The sequence below is a fragment of the Microcoleus vaginatus FACHB-2002 genome (genome assembly GCF_040004035.1).
GTDB lineage: Bacteria > Cyanobacteriota > Cyanobacteriia > Cyanobacteriales > Microcoleaceae > Microcoleus > Microcoleus vaginatus_C.
Genome location: NZ_JAMPLN010000040.1, coordinates 1 through 19406 on the forward strand (window position 1 = coordinate 1; position 19406 = coordinate 19406).

Here is a 19406-nt window from a genome sequence, read left to right on the forward strand (position 1 = left end):
ACTACTCTTTTTCTCAAATCTAGACTGTATGCCATTTTTCGGCTCCGAGTTAACAATTTTTCTTGATTTTACATCATCTTGCATTTGTCTCACATTTATTTGAAATGACTATACAATGCTACTCAGCTTAGTCTGATGCAAGGCCCTATGCTCCTCCAAAGGGCAGTGGAATTGCTTAGTCCTGAGTATCCAGAACTCGATGTAGAGAAGATTAAAAAATCCTTAACCGTCACTCAAGTGGCGGCTGGGAAGGGATCAGACGAGACTAAGATTTTTGAAGCAACTTATACGGCTAATGATCCGACTCAAACCAAAAAGTTCTACAAGTAATGCAACGGGTTTATCTGGATTACAACCGAGAACAGCAGAGACTACGTTTAACTAAAGGTCTTGCCTTCATTAATGAACAATTACCAAAGGTTAGTAAGAATGTTGCTCAAGTTGAGGGGACTTTAGAAGAGTTTCGCAAAAATCAAAATCTGATTGAGCCTGAAGTACAAGCAAAAGCTCTGACTGAGGCAATTAACAACATTCAGCGTAACTGCTCACCGCAACAAAGTTGCGGTATGGGGAAGAGAGCCTATATTTTTCGCAGCTCAAATATAGGCTTGATGAAAATAAGTTGAATCACGCCTGGTGAAATTAACAAAAAGTGCAGTTGAGCTGTAAACCGGGTGGACTGCGACCAGCCAAACAAAGCAACTGATAAAGTTGAGCAATCGCTTCTCCACCTTGCAAGCGGACAGTTTCGAGAAAGCTCAACATTTGAGCTACCAACTGAGCGCCCCAATCGCTACGAGCGCCACCAGTGACCTTACGATGCACCACCACTGGACGCAAAGCTCTTTCGGCATCATTGTTATCCGGTTTCACTTCTGGATAATCTAAAAAAGTGAACCACTCTTTCCAATGACGCTTGATGCGATTGGCCAATCGTTGGGCATCGGCCGGCCAACCCTTAACAGGTGGATTAGTCAAGACAGCAAGCAATTTGGCTTCCAGTACAAGACGTTGTGTCGCCATCGCTTCGCGACTCAATTGACCGGTTTGATAGTCCCGATAAAGGGTTCTGGCAGTGGTTAAAATCTCACCGACTGCCCCAGCCAAGAAACGATTACCTTCAAACCGACTGAGCTCGATCGCCCTCAAGTCCCGTTCCAGATGGGTCAAACACTTCTGTTTGGCGGCTGCAGACTGTGGGTTGTAAGCACTAAAACAATCACTACTAAGAATACCGCCAAAGTCTTCTCCCAATAACTGCTTGAGTTCAGCACTACTGCGGGTCGGAGCCAATAGTAGTACGCATACTTGGTCGCTGGTGGCTACCCATAACCAATACTTGATACCATCAATACAGTAAGTGGTTTCATCCACACAACGCACCCCTGGTTGTTGGACGTAATTAAGCCATTGCTGATTAATTGGCTGCAAGCTTTCTTGAAAATAGCGCTGCATTTTGGCTAAACTACCTTGTGAGATGGGTACTCCCAAGACGTGTTCCACGAAATATTCTTGTTTTCGCCAAGGCAAGTTACCCCCATACCCCAGCCAACCGACTACGCTACACAATCTGCCCCCGTAGCTAAATCCTTCTATTACTCCCGCTGGTAATGGAGAGTATCCTGACCAGCCACAATCGTTACAGTGACATCGCCCGCGGCGGTATTCTCTGATTTCTACGGGTTGCTCTATCAACTCTGCTACTTGTTGCACTTTCTTTTGTGCTGCTGTGACTGGCTCCACTGCTGCCTGACACACCGGACAAGTTTCTATTTCTAGCTCGATGATTCGGTCAGGCTTACCAAATCCATTGCGGGTCTTTCCAGGGTGGTCATATTTAGGGCCACGTTTTTTTCCTTTTTTTCGCTTGCTTTTGTCGCTGGGCTTTTTGAGTTGGTCTGCTGATGGAGGGATGGAACTGTTTGATGAGGTGCGGTTTTTTAGCTTGTCTAAGGCTTCTTGTAACTGTTCAATCTGTTGTTGTTGCTCTTCTATAAGCTGCTGTTTTTCTTCCAGTTTTCGTTGTTGCTGTTTAAGCTGCTGCTGTTGCTTGAGTAGCCATTCTCCCAAAGACAGCACAGTATGCGCCATTTTCTCTACTGCCATGGCTATTTCTACTGGTTGGCTTGTCGATGTGGCTGTTTTGAGCATAGAAGCTACTATACTCTATTTTCTCCGCCTCTGGCTCAACTTGTTGTTAGGCTTACTTCCTATTTGAATTTTAAGATACTCAAATACCTTCTTTTGCAATACCGCAACTTTGTTGCGGTGAGCAGTTACAGAAAAACCACACCAGTAGCAGGGTATGATATTGCCTGTAAATGCAAACGCAACTATCAGGGATGGAAATTTAAAGACGCGAAAGTTTATTCTCACAGATTTACGCTCCTTGCCACTAGATATCGATGCTTACAAGCAGCGGATCGGAATTGAAGAAAGGTTCCAATATGCTAACACAGGAGGTTAAAATGCGTGAAGGAACTAGCTTAAGGGGAGAGCGACTCATTAAAATAATTTTGTTAATGACCATCGCCTAAATTTGTGCTGTATTTTAAGGCACTAAAGTTCATAAAATGCAGGTGCAAAAATATGTATATCGCCTAAAGAACAGAGAAAAAAATATCGCATACGGAGTACCTTTGGCGTTGGTTGAGATGGAGAGCAGTGGGTCAATTATCTGGCTCACTATTTAGTAGATGTGCAAGAGTTAATGAACATAACTCCAAATAAACTTTGCTTTTCTCAACAGGCTATAGAAGCTGTAACCCTGAGTACGTCTAGTTCCTATGCCTCTTTGTCACACTCTCAAAGGGAGTATCTCATATTTGTAAAAACACTTCTTCTTCCTCTTTCCTCCTGACTCCTGGCTCCTGGCTCCTAACTCCAATTTTGGGCTTGGCTGCTTTCATTGAGATGCCCCCTCCCAGATGAGTCAGTTACAATAGTTCTGACACTTGGGGGTAAAATGGCTGGAATCGTTGATTTTTCCTGAGTCGTGACTTGGCTCAAACCCTAATTATGCCGTTGACAATCAAAAACTGTCCGAAGTCTTGAGTGAGTTACACAAATGAAACTGTGAAATCAGGGATCATAATTAAATAACCTGCCGTTGATAAAAAAACTAACTTACAAACAACTCAATTTTGGATAATTGAGCAATTGCATAAATGTAGATAAAATTTGAAATCAGAGAAAATTAAAATGAAATTTTTCAGCAGAAAACTTGGCTTGGTAGAAATGTGGATGGCGCTAGGCCATGAGGTGGGAGGTGGACTAATTGTAAATGTTGTCTATCTGGAAGGAATTTTAACAGCAGAGCTTGTTCAACACGCTCTTAAATTAGTCCAACATCGTCATCCCATGCTCCAAGTTTACATTGTTGAGTCTGAGGAGGGATTATATTTTCAATCGACAGGAATAACGGAAATTCCGGTAGAAGTTATATACAAACAAGATGAAAATGAAGCAATTAAAATTGCTGAAAAAGAACTACATATAAAATTCACACCAGGCAATAATCCTCTGTGTCGCCTAACTCTTTTGTATTCTCATAAACATCAAGATAGCTGTGAAATTATTATTACCTTTCATCATGGAATTGTAGATGGCATATCATGTATGCGGTTTATTGATGATCTCTTATTTTATTATCAGCAAATTAATGAAGCAAAGAATATATCTCAAGTTGAATCCCTAGAATTTATTCCTCCCATAGAAACTATAGTTAATTATAATATTCCCAGTCAAAACCCAAAGGAAAATCATCAACTCGTAAATGAACAACCAAGTCTACCACCACAATTAATTATTGAACATCAAGCATCTGCCAATGAACGTTTGACTCGGATGCTACCGCGAATGCTTAGTCAAGAAAAGACTAAGACACTAATTGATAAATGCAAACAAGAAAAAACAACTGTGCATGGTGCTATGTGTGCCGCAATGCTATTTGCTGCGGGTAAATTACTATCAATAGATAGACACGTAAATTTCTCCTATGGTTTACCTGTAGATTTGAGAAAATATTGTGAACCTGAAATCACAGGCCAAAATCTAGGTTGTTTTATATCTGCGCTGGGTTTTAATCAGTTAATTGAGCCAAAGACATCTTTTTGGGATTTAGCTAGAGAATGTAAGTCCCGAATACATGATTCTTTAATTAGCGGTGTCCATATAACTAGACTACTACAAGGTAAATTACGTAATCTTGACATGGATACCATGAAGGAAATCGTGATTAAGTCTATGGTGAGTAAAGAAGATACTCTGGGAAGAAATAATCTTTTTTCAATTTCCAATAGAGGCAAATTTCAATTTCGACATCAAGCCGATAAGCTAAAGGTTAAGGAATTATACTTTGCTACTCCTCAACATATTAGTGGTGATTGTTTTTGGTTAGGTGTTCTCACGCTAAATGAGCAGTTATTTTGCAATGTTATTTATGTCCAACCTGTAATAAGCGATCGAACAGCACAGTTATTTGCTGATGATGTGATGACAGTCATAGAAAAAGTGTGTATCAATCAAAATTCGACGTTAACAATGTTGTGTGAGTCAGTGACACAAAATTAAAGACTCTTGATTTTGTAAATTTATTTGACAAAGATATAAGTTTAGTATACAATATTTATGTCAAAAATTTTGTCAAACTCCAATAATATGAACTGGGATCATAACTCAATTGTAATTTATTCCAAATTTCCTTTTCATGTAGAAGATTGGTCTCCTTTATCTGTGACTCAAGGTATTGGCGGAAGCGAGGAAGCGATCATTTACTTAAGTCAAGAATTCGTTAAGTTAGGCTACGCGGTTACTGTTTTTAATCGATGCGGTGATATGGAAGGGGAATATAATGGAGTACTTTATCAGTCTGTTGATAAATTTAATCCCCAAGATAACTTTAATGTCTTAATCTTTCATCGGGCTTGGACACAACCTATGCTAATGAAAGTGAAAGCCAGAAAAACTGCGGTGTGGATGCACGACAACCCGCAATTATTTCCTCCTCTAGAAGAGTCTCAGCGTTTAGAATTTCTGGCAAGTTTTGACAAACTTTTTATGTTGTCAAATTTTCATAAATCTCTGCTGCCAGACTGGATTCCTGAAGACAAGATTTTTTTAACAACCAATGGGATTAATCTCGAAGATTTCAACTTAACAGGAATTGGTAGAAATCCCAAGAGACTAATCTCGATTAGTGATTATACAAGAGGCATTGAAAATTTACTGACTCAATGGGATCAAGTTCTCAAAGAAGTGCCAGATGTTGAATTGCATATTTTTTATGGATGGCAAGGAGTTGATGCTTTAATTAATTCACCTTATCTTGATAGATTTCCAAAATTACCAGAGAAAAAGGAACGACTTTTACAACTTTTCGCTCAGAAAAATGTCTATGAACATGGCAGAATTGGACATAAGGAATTAGTGGAAGAATTATTCAAATCAGGCATCTGGGTTTATCCTTGTCATACTGCGGCAGAAATTTTCTGTATTAGTGCTTGGAAAGCGCAAGCTGCTGGTTGTGTTCCGGTGGTGACAACTTATGCAGGTTTAGATGAAACTGTGAAATCAGGTATCAGAATTAAGGGGCCTGCTGGCGATGAGGAAACTAATAATGCTTTTATTGCAGCAGTGATAGACTTGCTAAAAACTCCTGAAAAACAAGAATCTTTAAGACAGGAAGCATTAGCTCTTAAAGATTCATTTGGCTGGAATAGAGTCGCTCAACAATGGCATCAGGAATTTATATCCGCTGAAATTAAGTAGAAAATAATGAATCAAGAACCTGCATTTTGAAGCTGGTCCAGGGTTCAGGTGATGCAGCACACGCACCATACAACCGCTATCTTTAAGCCGTCAAGAGAGTAAAAAAGTCCTGTTTATTTATCATTTTTTTGACGAAATGGATCGAAACCCGCCACTTCTGCCAGCGTATAAAGTGGCCGGCCCTTCACCTCCTCGTAAATCCGCCCTATATACTGGCCCAAAATCCCAATACTAACCAACTGCACCGCACCCAAAAAGAAAACCGCCATAATCACAATTGTCAAACCAGTTAATGCCGAACCCGGAGAGAAAAGACGCCAATACAAAACCAAAAAAGCCATCAAAACAGACACGAAAGCCGAAAATAAACCCAAATAAATCGACAGTTGCAAAGGAACCTTTGAAAAAGATACTAAACCATTCATCGCTAAACTCAAAGATTTTCTGAAGGTATACTTAACCTCGCCTGCAAAGCGCGGATCACGTTCAAACTTAACCGCCGTTTGTTTAAAACCAATCCAAGCGCGCAATCCCCGAATGTAGCGGTTGCGTTCAGGCATAGCATTGAGCACGTCCACCACACACCTATCCATCAAACAAAAATCTCCGGTATCTATGGGAATATCAACATCAGCAAGATTCCGCAAAATGCGATAATACATATAAGCAGGCAACCGCTTAAACCAACCTTCTTGACGGCGTTGAGTGCGCTGAGCGTAAACAACTTGATAGCCCTGCCGCCACTGTTCTACCATATCTATAATTAGCTCTGGCGGGTCTTGCAAATCGCCGTCCATGATGACTACAACTTGACCAGTAGAAAAGTTTAAACCAGCAGTTACAGCTATTTGGTGGCCGAAATTGCGGGCAAAACTGAGATAACTAATTCGCGAGTCTTGTTCGTGCAATTTTCGCAAAAGTTCGAGAGAGCGATCTCGGCTACCATCATTGATTAAAATTAATTCAACTGGGCCGTCCAGCCGTTCCATCACGGCACTAATTCGCCGATACAATTCAGCGAGATTTTCTTCTTCGTTATAGATAGGAATTACCAAAGAATACTTAGGTGTCTCGTTCATTGCAGTTTCTATTTGTAAATCTGGTTTTAAAATGTAACATCAAAAAATTTTTTTTCCAAACACGCTCAGCGGCTCCATCGACCATTTTTGTACGTAAGTTTGATTTTTGACAACCATCTCTTTTCCTTGTCTGCCGTCATTTTTTGTAGCAGAGTAAATTATCGCACAAGGGATAAAACTTTTGTAAGGTTCCGAGTTGAGTTTTTGCTTGACAACTGGATTGATAGTAGAAATATGTTCGATGCGGGGTGCTGGTTTTCCCGGCTTTGGAAACATTACCCACAAGGGATATTCCCAGACATTTTTAGCCCAAAATGACAGTCCTATATTCGTGCAGTTTTGAGATTTAACAAAATCTACTGCTGTATTGTAAGCAACCTCGATTTTCGGTCGGCTTGCAAAGTAAAGCTCGTGTCTGCTGCTATTAAAAATGTTACCATCTCCCAGAAAAGGTCTAAATTGGTTGTGAAAAATCCAAGGGAGCGACATGAAAATCAGAATTGCAGCCAAATAATTGGCTATTTTATGATTTGATAATTGCGATACGGCTAATCCAAATATTGGCGAAAATAATACAAATATTGAGAGGTGGTGGCGACCGTGCCAAGGCTGTAATTTGAGCAGAAAACACAGCAGTAAAAATGTAGTTATTAGAGCACTTAAATAAGTTATTACTATTTTTGTTTTTCTCAACGTTGGGGTCTTAAAGATAAGTGCGCCGGCGGCAAATATCAGCCAAAAGTGAATGGGATTTGTAGCTGTGTTTTCATTAAATGAGGGTGTGGCGATCGCAAATACTTGTCCGGGAGGCCAAGTGATGCGGGGGTCGTTTGTCGCTACGCCCAATATTCTGTGCAGGATGTTAATCACTCCCACGATCGCACCGTTAATGCGGGAAATCCTCGTACCCGCTTGCATACCTAAATTTCTAATTACATTTGACAGGAAAGTTGGCAGCGTAAATACTTCTATTTTATATTCTTTAGTAAAATCTTGAGGCGCTCCGATCGCATAACCGAACAAATCGTAATTTCGCCAAAAGTGACCGACATTCAAAACAAAAGTGACAGCGCCTATTATCAAAATAGGTAGCAGCATCTTTCCCCGAAACCCTTTAATTCCTCCTACAATAAACCAAACAATAAAAGGCAAACAAAATATATAAGCTGTCGTTTTTGTCAAGAGAGCAAGACCTAAACTCGCACCGATTTTGAAAGTATTAAACCCCGTGATCCCCGCCCAGAGTCCTGCTAAACCGCAGCAAACAAAACACACTACCCAGAAACATACAGCATAATCGTTTTGAGTGCTAGAACCTTGGAGGATACCCATCGGCAAAGTCGCAGCAAAAACAGCAGCAAAAACTTGACCGCGCAAATTAGCGCCCAGTTGCTTAGCAATTAAAGAAACTGCGATCGCGCTGCCCACCATACTCAACCACTGTACCAAATTAGCATAGCGATCGCCCCCGCTTAAAATCTGAAAGTGCATAATCGCAAACTCAGCCCCCGGCGGGTGATACAACTGCGGCACGTAAGAAGTAGGATAATGCTCGACACTGCGGTTTTGCATCCAGTGAGCAACCCGGCTCATGTGATAAGTCATCGAATCCCAATTGTTAGGCGGTGCAACTACAGCAATTAAACCAACCGCAGCAAAAATAAACAATACACCGCCTAACAATCCCGCTAAGACACTAGGAAATTTCTCGTCTTGATTGTTCTCAAAAATCGGCTTGACACTTTTAAATTTTAGATAAACCATCAGGCCCAAAATATTTGCTAACAACCACAGCGCCAACACCCACTCAAAAGTCAGCAACCTAAATAAACTTAAAATTTCAGTAGATAAAGCAACAATAACTCCCCAAACAATTGCTGCGGACAAAATAGCGCTGCGCCAACAATTATCTCTTTTCTCAAATATGAGAAACAAAAGCCCCAGAGCCACCAATGGAATCAAGCCAAATATATCTGTTATCATAGATGTTTAGCGGGACTTTAAAAATTACAATCTTAACCGATAGATTAAAAATCGCATGAAAACCTCCAATTATCTTTGGCAAGCAAATCAAGACTTAAGCGAAGCTTGTCTGCAACATTCCTTTGTCAGAGGCATTGCTGACGGCAGCCTCCCCCAAAATAGTTTTGCATATTACGTTGCACAAGACGCATTTTTTCTGGGAGCCTTCGCTCGCGCTTATAGTATCGCGGCCGCAAAAGCACCCGACTGGGAGGGGTTTGAAATCCTCCACAATCTCAGTAGTGGCGTTTTAGAAGAACTTCGTTTGCATCAAGGATATGCAGCAAAATGGGGGGTAAACTTGCAAGAGGCAAAACCGGGAATCGCTACCCGCCGCTACACAGATTTTTTATTAGCGACAGCCTGGGGAAGTGGTGTAGGTTTGACAGCAGCCGCGATGACTCCTTGCTTGCGGTTGTATGCTTTTTTGGGACAGCAGCTAGCTAAACCTAATATACCGGAACACGCCTTTAGCGAGTGGATTTCCACCTATAGCAGCCCGGATTTTGAGATTTTAGCAAAACGGCTGGAAAGTTTGGTCGATCGCTACGCCGAAGCTGGGCCAGAAGTAGAAGCAACCTATCGCTACGCTATGCTGTGCGAAAGAGACTTTTTTCAGGCAGCTTGGGAAATATAAGAATCCTTGCAGGAGTCGTAATTTTTTTACCCCACCCAACCCTGCCCGAACCCGCCGGGAGAAAGTAAGAAATTTACAAATGATGCGAGGATTGCTATAGAGTAAATTCAGTTTGTGCAAGAAATATGGAAAACTATCTTAAGCTACCTACACGCAGTAAATTTAACAGCTATTTACAGCAGTAATGCAGCCAATACTACTATTTACCGTCCTAATGCGAAAACAGTTCCCAGCCGCTTTTGGGGAGTCAGCCACTGACAAAACCTCGATGCTGCAATCCCATACACGGGCTATTTCTTACAGACTAAATGAGGAATTACCTGCATCCCGATCGCCATTATCGATCGGCTCAGCAACCACATAGCAATTACAAAAATTAACCCGTCCCTGCTTTTGGATCGCTCCGGGCGCGGAATTACTTCTAGCCCTAAATCAGTATTTGTCATGGCTAAAACAGCGCAAGACTGTAGATTTAAAATTAAAGTATAGTCCGCTGCCGAGCGATCGCCAAATATATACGTAAGTAAAGCGGTACTACTAATTTTAACGTCCGAGTTTATTGGGAATCCCTTCGCAGCCACCGGGAATAGTCTCTCTCGACTTCGATCCGCACCAAGCGCAGCAGTAATAGCGTTGCTCGTCCGACAGCCGCTTGACAGCGGTGAAATCAGCACGTTCAACCACAGCGCCGGTATGTTCACCCGTTTGATAGTTGGGAAATTCGGTACGGCTGCGGGGGGATGCAGTTTGTGCCGAGCCGTAGAATAATGCGGCGGCTCTCATGTCGGCGCGAGCGAGATTGGCGTCGTACAAGACAGCGCGCGAGAGGTTGGCTTTCACTAAATCGCATTTGCTGAGATTGGCGCGGACGAGGTTGGCTTCGCTCAAATCCGTCCACCGCAAATCGGTGCCAGCCAGGTCAGCACCAGCTAACATGACATTGAGATCTATAACGCGGATACCGTGATCTCTATCTTCAGCATAGCCGCCGTCACCGTCAAGGATGGGGCGGCCTAAAAGCCGATCGCGCTTTAGCGGAGTAACCAATCTCGACTGCGACAAAAACCGCAGAATTTTAGCTTTACCTTCAGCATCTACACTGCTCATAATCGCAGCGGTGCGGCCTTCTGCGATCGCCCTTTCCTGCGGCCAGTCTTCCAAAAACCCTTGTTCGTCAAGGGCTAAGTCGGAAACCCCTTGAAAATAAGCATCGATCGTTTGCTGCTGCGTAATTCTGTTTTGCTGAATCGTCAAATCTTTCGAGATCACGTACTGCCGCCAAGCTACATAAACGCCCAAAATTGCGATCAAAATTTGGCCCAAAGCGCCGATCAACTCGCCGAGAGCTCCGATGGCCTCCCAGTTGATTTGGATGTTGCGGCTTCCCGGTTCAGTATTAGTACCGCTGAGCATCAGCAAGCCAACAATCCCAGCTAAAAGCCCGAAGCAGGCAACGATCAGGGTGCGCCAAGTCGGCGGAATTACCTGCGCCCAGATTTTGCCCCAACTCGGCCACATCAGCCGCAGCGATATGGCGATCGCACCGACGGCGCCAATTAAGCCCAGCCAAATGTTGTCATTGGCCAGCCCAAAAATCATCGCTGCGATCAACCCCAGCGTCAGCACTGACCCCGACTTCTCAGGAGTCGTTTGTTCCTGGTGCGGCGGCAATATAACCTTGCGAGTTGGAGGCGGCTGCAGCGGTTTTTCCGGTTCAGCAGTAGCGACGATTATCCCTGATTCTGGTGGCACATTAGGGTTCGCACCGTTGAGACTTTCTACAGTCACGTTAGATTCAGGGCGATTGGGTTGAGAAGAGTTGTTGTCTGGTGTCATGCGTTGAGGCAAATTCTAACTGTGGCTGGTCATTAAAACGATTTTAACTAACTTTCGCAGGATTCTAGATAGCATTACAATAGAAACATCCACTAATTACACTCAAAGAGGTAACATATTATGACCCTGGTACTCCCCAATCTACAAGAAAAACAAATGGGTCAAGTAATCACGACAATCACCGTCACCAATCGCATCGATCTAGTTATGGCTGAACGGGGATTCATTGGTGCTGAGGAAGTTCGCTCTGTTACCCTCGATAACGTTGTTGTCGATACCGGAGCTACACTACTTTCCTTGCCAGCTCCTATTATTAGCCAACTAGGTTTAAAACAAGTAGGAGAAAGAGATGTAGAAACATCGGCTGGCATCAAAAAAGGTAGAATTTTTGCAGACGCTCAAATTATTGTAGAGGGGAGAGAGGGCAGATTTGATTGTTTAGAATTACCCGAAGGCGTTTCTGCTGTTTTGTTGGGCGTGATTCCAATGGAAGAACTAGGCTTAGAACCAGATTTGAAAAATCGACAGTTGCGAGTATTGCCGATGAACAATCAGCAAACCTATCTGAGGGGTTAGTCGATCGGCATTTACCGTAGCACCAACATCTTGCTTGTGATTACTATTCTGTCCCCTCAATTACCCGCCATCAAAAAAGTTTGGACTGAGGACTAAACTCCTCATAAAATTTATATGACTTTAGCCCTCAATACCAACAACTTTATTTTTATGTAGAATAATATTACCTCCAGTTAAAAATATCATACCAAAAAACTTTCTTTTTGGGTATATGTAAGTTTTTTGCCCTACATCTAGCGAGCAGAATAAGCCTTGAGCAAATACACGCCAACCGTCCCAAATATCAAAACAATGATCCCCAAAACTAACTCCACACTAAACCTTTGAGCATTGCCCAAAGCGACAAGAATTTGCTGCCGCACCACAAACGCCAACAGCCAGCAAATCTCCGCCTTCAGCCAAGCCAAAAGGCCTCGCCCCAACAGATATTGCCGGCGAGCGTTCTCAGAAGTAATCCGTACCGGATAATTAAAAGTATGCGGATAGCGCGAAACCGCAGTTAAAACGGCAAAAATAATGGCAGCAACCGCCGGCACGATCCAAATCGTCACCTTGTCGCCCCAAGCATCAGCCAGCCCCCCCAAGCCGAAATGAATCGGAATTCGATCGGGCAAAACCGCCCAAAACTTGACGATGAGCAAAACAGCCAGCAAAATCGCGATCGCACCTAAAAGCTCTACCACCACTAAAACAGGCGAAAGCCCCAGAGAAATAACCGGCCGTTGGTTTGGTGCGTTTCCAGTCATGGCTACTTAAAATTAGATTAATATTGAAAATAATAGTATTGGTTCCAATTTCATTCCCCAACAGCTTTAGTTGGGGGTTTCCAAACATCCCGCGAGGTTCTATGACGGCTCAGGTCTTGATTGAAAAGAAAAAGTTAGAAAAACCGCCCCTAACAATACACACATTAGGCGATCGCGTCCTGCGGCAGCCAGCCAAGCGCGTCAAAAGCGTCGATGCAGAAATTCGGCAGCTAGTCAGAGAAATGCTCCAAACCATGTACAGTGCCGACGGTATCGGTTTGGCAGCCCCCCAAGTCGGAGTCCACAAACAAGTAATTGTCCTCGACTGTGACCCGGAAAACCCCGCCACACCCCCAATTGTTTTGATTAACCCCACCATCAAAAGTAGCAGCGGCGATATCTGCATCTTGCAAGAAGGGTGTTTGAGCATTCCGGGAGTTTATTTAGAAGTCAAACGCCCAGAAGTAATTGAAGTATCCTACCGCGACGAATACGGCCGCCCACAAACCCTGATAGCAACAGAGTTACTGTCGAGGGCAATTCAGCACGAAATGGATCACCTCAACGGAGTTCTGTTTGTAGACAGAGTAGAAAACAAGCTGGCACTAAATGAAGCATTAGTCAAGCATAAATTTTCCCCAAAGGCAGTAAAATCAGTATGATGGCAGGAACTCCGAAAAGTGGTTTACTCTTAGCTCTTTCGTGCATCACTGCGATCGCGGCAGTCGGCTCCATCTTTGAGCTGTCATCGGGAGAAGCTCAACTTGGTAATTTAGTCACGGGCATCATCCTCGCCCTGAGCGTACCGCTAACTGGCATATTTTTCTATGCAGCCGTTCAGGATGCCAGGGCCAATCTATAAGCAGAGTGATTAGTCATTAGTCATTAGTCAGCAGTTATTAGTAATTAGTAATTAGTAATTAGTCAGCAGCTAACAACCAATAACTGTGGAATAAAGACTGCTCAAAAATAACATCAGCTAACAGCTCGCGAGCTCATGACCAATGACTAATGACTAATGACTAATGACTTATAACTCATGACTAATGAAATCGGATTTCTGCTACAAGTGCCAGCCAAAGATGCTGCGGGAACCCCAGCGTCCAAGTACCAACTTTCTGAAGAAGGGGAATTGCTCATCGGACGCGATCGCAATTGTCAAATAGCTTTAGAGTCGATCGGTCACGGCATGGTTTCCCGTCGCCACGCCACGATCCGTCCCCTAACCCAGGGTACTTTGACGAGATGGGAAATTTGCGACCTCAACAGCGCTAACGGAACTTATATCAACGGAAAAAAGCTCTCTGGCTGCCAAACTTTAGAAACAGGCGATCGCATCAGTCTCGGCCTTGATGGCCCTGAATTTATATTTGAATCTCCCGTAACCTCTTACCAAAATCAACCCGGATTAAGAGCACCACAAACGGGCAATTTTGCTGGTAGCGAAAAAGATGCTCTCACTTTAACTCAATTATTCCCGATCGCCTCCACTGGCAAACAATTAAGCCAAAAAGCTTACTTATATCCAGGTATTGCCACAGTTATTGTTGTCGTGTCGATGTTTGTCGCGGTTGGAAATTCCGCAGCATTCAACTTGCTGCTGTCAGCTTACCTCGCCGGTGCGGCTTACTACTTTATCTATCAACTATGCGGCAAACACAAGCCTTGGTGGGTATTGCTTGGTTCGGCTTTAGCTACAGTCCTGATTGTGATCAGCCCCTTATTGATGGGATTTATATTCGTATTTAGAGAAATTTTGCCCGGCCGCCTGCCAACCGAAGGCGAAACAATCAGTTTTTTGCCTTTTTTGACCAGAATGTTTTTCGGGGCGGGTCTAATGGAAGAATTGCTGAAAGCCCTGCCCGTTTTGGGAGCGATGCTGCTGGGAAATTGGCTGAAAAATCCGTGGCGCGATCGCATCGGTGTTTGGGAACCTTTAGACGGAATTCTGTTAGGAAGCGCTTCGGCAGTCGGCTTTACACTGTTAGAAACTCTGGGACAGTACGTTCCCAATGTCATCCAAAATGTCACCCTGCAAGCAGGGCCGGAAGCCGGACAATTAGTAGGATTGCAGTTGCTAATTCCCCGCATTTTGGGTTCCGCCGCCGGACACATGGCTTACAGCGGCTATTTGGGATATTTTATCGGTTTGAGCGCCCTCAAACCTAGGAAGCGCTGGCAAATTTTGGGCGTAGGCTATTTCAGTGCTTCGGCACTTCACGCTTTGTGGAATGCGTCGGGAGCCGCCAGCGTACTTTTGCTGGCGTTGGTGGGAGTTTTGTCCTATGCGTTTTTGGTAGCCGCGATTTTGAAAGCCAGAGTTCTGTCTCCCAATCGAGAGCAAAATTTTGCAACTCGAATATTCTTGGAAAAGTGACTTCTGAGTGCTTAATTGTTGAGATGCCAGGGCACTTCAAACTGCCATTTTTTTTTGTTTTAACAAGGTTAAGCTTTTCTGCCTTTAAATTGTATTAGGTCAAAAAAAATTAAAGTCTTGTGGGGTGTCCCGCCCGCCCTAAATATACAATTTAAATGCGCGACAGCTTAAACCTGCCAATGCGAAAGCTGTCCCTCCTGCGGTGAGAGGCTCGGCAACTGGTTCGGGTGCGGTATCCACTAGGGTGTAATTTTTTTGAATTCAAAGATTGCAGAATCTAAATAACCGAACTAATACGGATGCGTAATCTGTTGTATTTGTATAATTTATGACTTTCACTATTACTTTTGAACACAAACTAGAAAAATGTTTTATCGTAATCGCCAAATATTCCGACGGGTTTGTGTGGTTGCGATGCTGCAGACGATCGTCCCAAGCTATATTCATACTTAATAAGTTTTGTCAATAGGTAATTTCCAGACATTGTACCCCTGTATTCTGCCCTTGTGTATGAGTAACTACTGCTTAATGGCCTGATGCGATAATCGCAACTGAACTTAGAAATTCTTCACAAATAGTTTGACTGTGGTACTATCTGGATGGCTGTGAGTAGCTGAGGGAAGCCAAGGGGCTTGATTCCTGTGGTGGTGGAGGAGAATCCAGGAGTGCTAGATAGGATGTCATTGGGATACGCAAACGTTTTCGCCCAGCGAAGTCAACCCGAACCCCTCCGCATTGGGGTGATTGGGGTTGGCAATATGGGCCAGCATCACACGCGAGTTCTGAGCTTGCTAAAAGATATCGAACTCGTGGGTGTTGCAGACATAAATGTAGAGCGGGGAATAGATGTAGCAAGCAAATACCGGGTTCGCTTCTTTGAAGACTACCGAGATTTGCTCGCCCACGTAGATGCAGTTTGCGTCGCCGTTCCAACTCGCCTGCATCACCCTGTGGGGATGTCTTGTCTCCAAGCGGGTGTTCACGTTTTAATTGAAAAGCCGATCGCGGCTAGCATTGCCGAAGCCGAATCTTTGGTCAACGCGGCTGCTGAGGCCCACCGGATTTTACAAGTGGGTCACATCGAGCGCTTCAATCCAGCTTTTCAGGAACTCGGCAAAGTGCTGAAAACTGAAGAGTTACTGGCATTGGAAGCTCACCGGATGAGTCCCTATTCCCAGCGGGCTAACGACGTATCGGTAGTTTTGGATTTAATGATCCACGACATCGACTTGCTTTTGGAATTGGCAGATTCCCAAGTGGTGAAGCTGACCGCCAGCGGCAGCAGGGCCTCAGATTCAGGTTATTTAGACTACGTGACAGCGACGTTGAACTTTGCTAACGGCATTGTGGCCACCTTGACTGCCAGTAAGGTGACGCACCGCAAACTCCGTTCAATCGTGGCTCACTGCAAGAATTCTCTGACAGAGGCAGATTTTCTCAACAACGAAATCTTGATTCACCGACAAACAACCGCCAATTACGTGACGGATTACGGTCAGGTGCTATACCGTCAAGATGGGTTGATCGAGAAAGTTTACACCAGCAATATTGAACCGCTCCACGCAGAATTGGAGCATTTTATTAATTGCGTGCGGGGTGGAAATCAGCCTTCTGTGGGAGGAGAACAAGCTCTCAAAGCTCTGCGGCTTGCGAGTGTGATCGAGCAAATGGCTCTCGACGGTCAAGCTTGGTATCCGAAAGAGCTAGAGTCTACTTTGCAAGTTAGCTAAATCGAGACAAATCCTGTCGTTTCCGGGTGCTTTTACAGTTTGGGTTTGTTGTTCGTTGAAGACGGTAACTGTTCCCATGCAACCGGATTCGATATCAGTCGATTTGAGATTGGACAATTCGGCGTGAGAAGTTCGGCGAGTGCGAGCGTCGAGTTGCGCTGAGTCGAACGATTTTAGATCTTAGATTGACTCTGCAGATGAATGTGGGGGCTTGAACTAAGGTTTAAACTTTTTTGCCCTCGACAACAGGAGTCGTGGGCAAGTATCCGTCTTTAGGTGAAGTCACGATTTATGCCAAAAAAGAGCGACTATTTGACGACTGATGGTTTTGCTAACTAGCTGATTTCCTTGAGGGCTCAGGTGAATGCTGTCTCGATACAAAGTTGGAAATTCGGCCGCACAATTGAAAATGGGAAGAAAATCTATGTAAGTAATTTTCTCTGTTTCTACGAGTTCGGCGAGACGCGCTCTAGCTTTGACTTCCCAGTCGCGAGGGCCCCGGCCGCCGAGTTCGCCCCGCTTCGGCGTGACGGCTAGCAAAAACTCGACGTTGGCGGATACAGCTATTTTCTGGATTTGGCGAATAGCTTCTAAGTTGGAGCCTACTACATCGCTACTTGTGGCTGCGGGTGCTGCCAATTGGGGAGTCGGCACTGCCGGTAGTAGGTAGCGGCTCAATAACTCTAAGGTAGCCGATCGGGGTTTGCGATCTGGGTAAGATCGATCGCGCCCCACAACCAGATCACAAGGAGCCGATGCAAACAAATCGTCCGTATTGAGCAGCAAAACCACAGCCTTTGCCCCAAAAACACCGAACCGCTTGGCGTAAGCAAGTTGATTCCTCGGCCCCCAAGAATTGGCTGAGGCGTTGAGAACTTCAAAATTTGAATAGTTGACTTGTGAACCTAATTGTGCATCGCTCGCCAGATTCTGTACTTGCAGTCTCAAATTCCGAGTCATAATTTCCGAGATCGTATCTGTCTGATGTGTCCACCAACCGCCGTTGGCGACAGAATCTCCCAACAGCAAGACGCGCAGAGTTTCTGGAGGGGGTATCGGGGCGATCGCTCCGCTACGCATCGAATACTCGTTAATCTCAATCCGGTTGCCCAAGCGGCGCACCTTCTGGTTGGGCGCCAACAAATAGCCGCACTCGGCATCGGCAATGTAAATCAAAGGATTACCAAAACCCAGCAGCACCCGCAGCAGCACTTCGATTGCCGCCCCCAATCCTGCGGTGACAGCCAAAATTATGAGAACAACTTTCACCACTTAACCTCGAGAGAGAAGGATAAACCCCTGCCGACACCAAGGTATAAAAAAGAATGCAACAGCAGTCAAGCTCTCAACCCCGATTGTAGTCAGTAGATTTTAGATTAAAGATTAAAGCATTGACTCCACAGATGAATCTGGGAAATCTCCCTAAAATCTAAACTTTTTTTGCTTTCGAGGACTCCTGTCTTGAAGCAAGTATCCCTCTGGGAGTGTAGTAAGTAGGTCGTTCTTGTAAAATCTCAAATCTAAAATCTAAACTGTTATGGCTGCGGGGTTTGAGCAACTTGGCGACCCGATTAAGTCAACCGAATCGCCCCCGTGGATATAGAATTCTAGAATATACCGTGACTCATCCGCCGTCAGCAGTCAGTGAACTTGGTGGTTTCAGGAAAATCCGTGGACTTAAAACAAATATTCAAAACGCCGAATCCCATAATCGGTGTCGTACATTTACAGCCTTTGCCAACTTCTCCCCGCTGGGGCGGAAACCTCAAAGCTATTATCGGAAGAGCCGAGCAAGAGGCTACAGCGCTGGCTTCTGGTGGCGCAAACGGTATCATAGTTGAGAACTTTTTCGACGCTCCTTTTGCTAAAGACAGCGTAGATCCGGCGGTGGTAAGTGCCATGACTCTGGTAGTTGAGAGGCTAACAAATCTCGTGACGCTGCCGATCGGCGTTAACGTGCTGCGAAACGACGCCCACAGCGCGATCGCCATCGCCTCCTGCACAGGAGCTCAATTCATCCGCGTCAACGTCCTCAACGGCATCATGGCTACAGACCAAGGCTTAATTGAAGGCCAAGCTCACCAGCTACTGCGCTACCGCCGGGAATTGGGCAGCGATGTCAAAATATTAGCAGACGTGTTAGTCAAGCACGGGCGACCCCTAGGCAGCCCCAACTTGACCACAGCCGTCCAAGAGACAATCGGGCGCGCTTTAGCCGACGCCGTAATCCTTTCCGGCTGGACAACTGGTAGCCCTCCCAATCTCGAAGACTTAGAACTCGCGAGTGCAGCAGCGGCGGGAATTCCAGTTTTCATCGGCAGCGGCGCCTCGTGGGAAAACATTTCCACCCTCATGCAGGCCGCTGACGGCGTAATCGTATCGAGTTCCCTGAAACGAAACGGCCGCATCGAGCAGCCCATCGATCCGATCCGCGTCAGTCAGTTTGTAGAAGCCGCCCGCCGCAGCTTGTCACAGAAAGAGCGCGAACAGGAAAACAGAGACGCTAATGGCTCAAGAGGGCCCACACCGGAACCGGGCAAACTCACAAGTAAAACGTAAAATGGGAATTGTTGACTGTTGGCAGTAGTCAGTAGTCATCAGTTATCAGTCATCAGTCATTAGTGAACAATTAAC

20 protein-coding genes are annotated in these 19406 nt (G+C 44.7%); 13 read left to right on the forward strand and 7 right to left on the reverse strand.

The features are described from left to right. Positions 1 to 147: 147 nt before the first annotated feature. On the forward strand, positions 148 to 330 hold the full coding sequence (locus tag NDI35_RS24735) for a hypothetical protein (protein ID WP_445315027.1): 183 nt from the start codon (positions 148 to 150) through the stop codon (positions 328 to 330). Next, positions 330 to 626: a hypothetical protein gene (locus NDI35_RS24740; RefSeq protein WP_445315028.1), complete on the forward strand. Its 297-nt coding sequence runs from the start codon at positions 330 to 332 to the stop codon at positions 624 to 626. The genes NDI35_RS24735 and NDI35_RS24740 overlap by 1 nt, the downstream gene beginning before the upstream one ends. A gap of 16 nt (positions 627 to 642) precedes the next feature. Here NDI35_RS24740 and tnpC read toward each other — a convergent pair whose 3' ends face one another. Further along, positions 643 to 2151 (reverse strand): IS66 family transposase, encoded by a 1509-nt coding sequence (gene tnpC, locus NDI35_RS24745; RefSeq protein ID WP_445315029.1) that lies wholly within the window; start codon positions 2149 to 2151, stop codon positions 643 to 645. Between the two features lie 154 nt (positions 2152 to 2305). On the opposite strand from tnpC, the gene NDI35_RS24750 reads away from it, so the two are divergent. The 3 genes from NDI35_RS24750 (at position 2306) to NDI35_RS24760 (ending at position 5769) form a co-directional block, all read left to right on the forward strand. Beyond that, the gene (locus NDI35_RS24750; RefSeq protein WP_445315030.1) at positions 2306 to 2467 is read left to right on the forward strand and encodes a hypothetical protein; all 162 of its coding nucleotides are present in this window, start codon (positions 2306 to 2308) and stop codon (positions 2465 to 2467) included. 734 nt (positions 2468 to 3201) lie between these two features. Further along, entirely contained in the window at positions 3202 to 4572 is a 1371-nt protein-coding gene (locus tag NDI35_RS24755) for a condensation domain-containing protein (protein ID WP_445315031.1), read from the forward strand. 57 nt (positions 4573 to 4629) lie between these two features. Beyond that, a complete protein-coding gene (locus NDI35_RS24760; protein ID WP_445315032.1) occupies positions 4630 to 5769 on the forward strand; it encodes a glycosyltransferase family 4 protein in 1140 nt (379 codons plus the stop codon). Positions 5770 to 5882: 113 nt separating this feature from the next. Here NDI35_RS24760 and NDI35_RS24765 read toward each other — a convergent pair whose 3' ends face one another. Next, positions 5883 to 6848, reverse strand: a complete 966-nt coding sequence (locus NDI35_RS24765; RefSeq protein WP_445315033.1) for a glycosyltransferase family 2 protein — start codon at positions 6846 to 6848, stop codon at positions 5883 to 5885. A 39-nt stretch (positions 6849 to 6887) separates the two neighbouring features. Continuing rightward, complete coding sequence (locus NDI35_RS24770) at positions 6888 to 8831, reverse strand: glycosyltransferase family protein (protein ID WP_445315034.1); 1944 nt, start codon at positions 8829 to 8831, stop codon at positions 6888 to 6890. A gap of 55 nt (positions 8832 to 8886) precedes the next feature. On the opposite strand from NDI35_RS24770, the gene NDI35_RS24775 reads away from it, so the two are divergent. Next, positions 8887 to 9507 (forward strand): TenA family protein, encoded by a 621-nt coding sequence (locus NDI35_RS24775; RefSeq protein ID WP_445315035.1) that lies wholly within the window; start codon positions 8887 to 8889, stop codon positions 9505 to 9507. 114 nt (positions 9508 to 9621) lie between these two features. Next, positions 9622 to 9765, forward strand: coding sequence for a hypothetical protein (locus NDI35_RS24780; RefSeq protein WP_445315036.1), 144 nt, complete (start codon positions 9622 to 9624; stop codon positions 9763 to 9765). A gap of 32 nt (positions 9766 to 9797) precedes the next feature. On the opposite strand, the gene NDI35_RS24785 is transcribed toward NDI35_RS24780, so the two are convergent. Continuing rightward, positions 9798 to 9953 carry a hypothetical protein gene (locus NDI35_RS24785; protein WP_445315037.1) on the reverse strand — a complete coding sequence of 52 codons (156 nt, stop codon included), beginning with the start codon at positions 9951 to 9953 and terminating at the stop codon, positions 9798 to 9800. A 97-nt stretch (positions 9954 to 10050) separates the two neighbouring features. Further along, on the reverse strand, positions 10051 to 11343 hold the full coding sequence (locus NDI35_RS24790) for a pentapeptide repeat-containing protein (protein WP_445315038.1): 1293 nt from the start codon (positions 11341 to 11343) through the stop codon (positions 10051 to 10053). Between the two features lie 120 nt (positions 11344 to 11463). On the opposite strand from NDI35_RS24790, the gene NDI35_RS24795 reads away from it, so the two are divergent. After that, entirely contained in the window at positions 11464 to 11919 is a 456-nt protein-coding gene (locus tag NDI35_RS24795) for an aspartyl protease (RefSeq protein ID WP_445315039.1), read from the forward strand. Between the two features lie 233 nt (positions 11920 to 12152). Here NDI35_RS24795 and NDI35_RS24800 read toward each other — a convergent pair whose 3' ends face one another. Continuing rightward, positions 12153 to 12665, reverse strand: coding sequence for a DUF1648 domain-containing protein (locus NDI35_RS24800; RefSeq protein ID WP_445315040.1), 513 nt, complete (start codon positions 12663 to 12665; stop codon positions 12153 to 12155). A 101-nt stretch (positions 12666 to 12766) separates the two neighbouring features. On the opposite strand from NDI35_RS24800, the gene def reads away from it, so the two are divergent. From def to NDI35_RS24820, 4 genes are all read left to right on the forward strand, one after another. After that, complete coding sequence (def, locus tag NDI35_RS24805; protein WP_190659061.1) at positions 12767 to 13327, forward strand: peptide deformylase; 561 nt, start codon at positions 12767 to 12769, stop codon at positions 13325 to 13327. Continuing rightward, entirely contained in the window at positions 13327 to 13527 is a 201-nt protein-coding gene (locus NDI35_RS24810; RefSeq protein WP_199292547.1) for a hypothetical protein, read from the forward strand. Before def ends, NDI35_RS24810 begins: the two co-directional genes overlap by 1 nt. Positions 13528 to 13704: 177 nt before the next feature. Next, a complete protein-coding gene (locus tag NDI35_RS24815) occupies positions 13705 to 15042 on the forward strand; it encodes a PrsW family glutamic-type intramembrane protease (protein ID WP_445315041.1) in 1338 nt (445 codons plus the stop codon). Positions 15043 to 15719: 677 nt separating this feature from the next. Continuing rightward, entirely contained in the window at positions 15720 to 16772 is a 1053-nt protein-coding gene (locus NDI35_RS24820) for a Gfo/Idh/MocA family oxidoreductase (RefSeq protein ID WP_333041122.1), read from the forward strand. 282 nt (positions 16773 to 17054) lie between these two features. Here NDI35_RS24820 and NDI35_RS24825 read toward each other — a convergent pair whose 3' ends face one another. Continuing rightward, the gene (locus tag NDI35_RS24825; protein ID WP_445315042.1) at positions 17055 to 18041 is read right to left on the reverse strand and encodes a GDSL-type esterase/lipase family protein; all 987 of its coding nucleotides are present in this window, start codon (positions 18039 to 18041) and stop codon (positions 17055 to 17057) included. A gap of 402 nt (positions 18042 to 18443) precedes the next feature. Here NDI35_RS24825 and btpA point away from each other — a divergent pair, with 402 nt between their 5' ends. Next, complete coding sequence (gene btpA / locus NDI35_RS24830) at positions 18444 to 19331, forward strand: photosystem I biogenesis protein BtpA (RefSeq protein ID WP_333170510.1); 888 nt, start codon at positions 18444 to 18446, stop codon at positions 19329 to 19331. Positions 19332 to 19406: the final 75 nt, after the last annotated feature.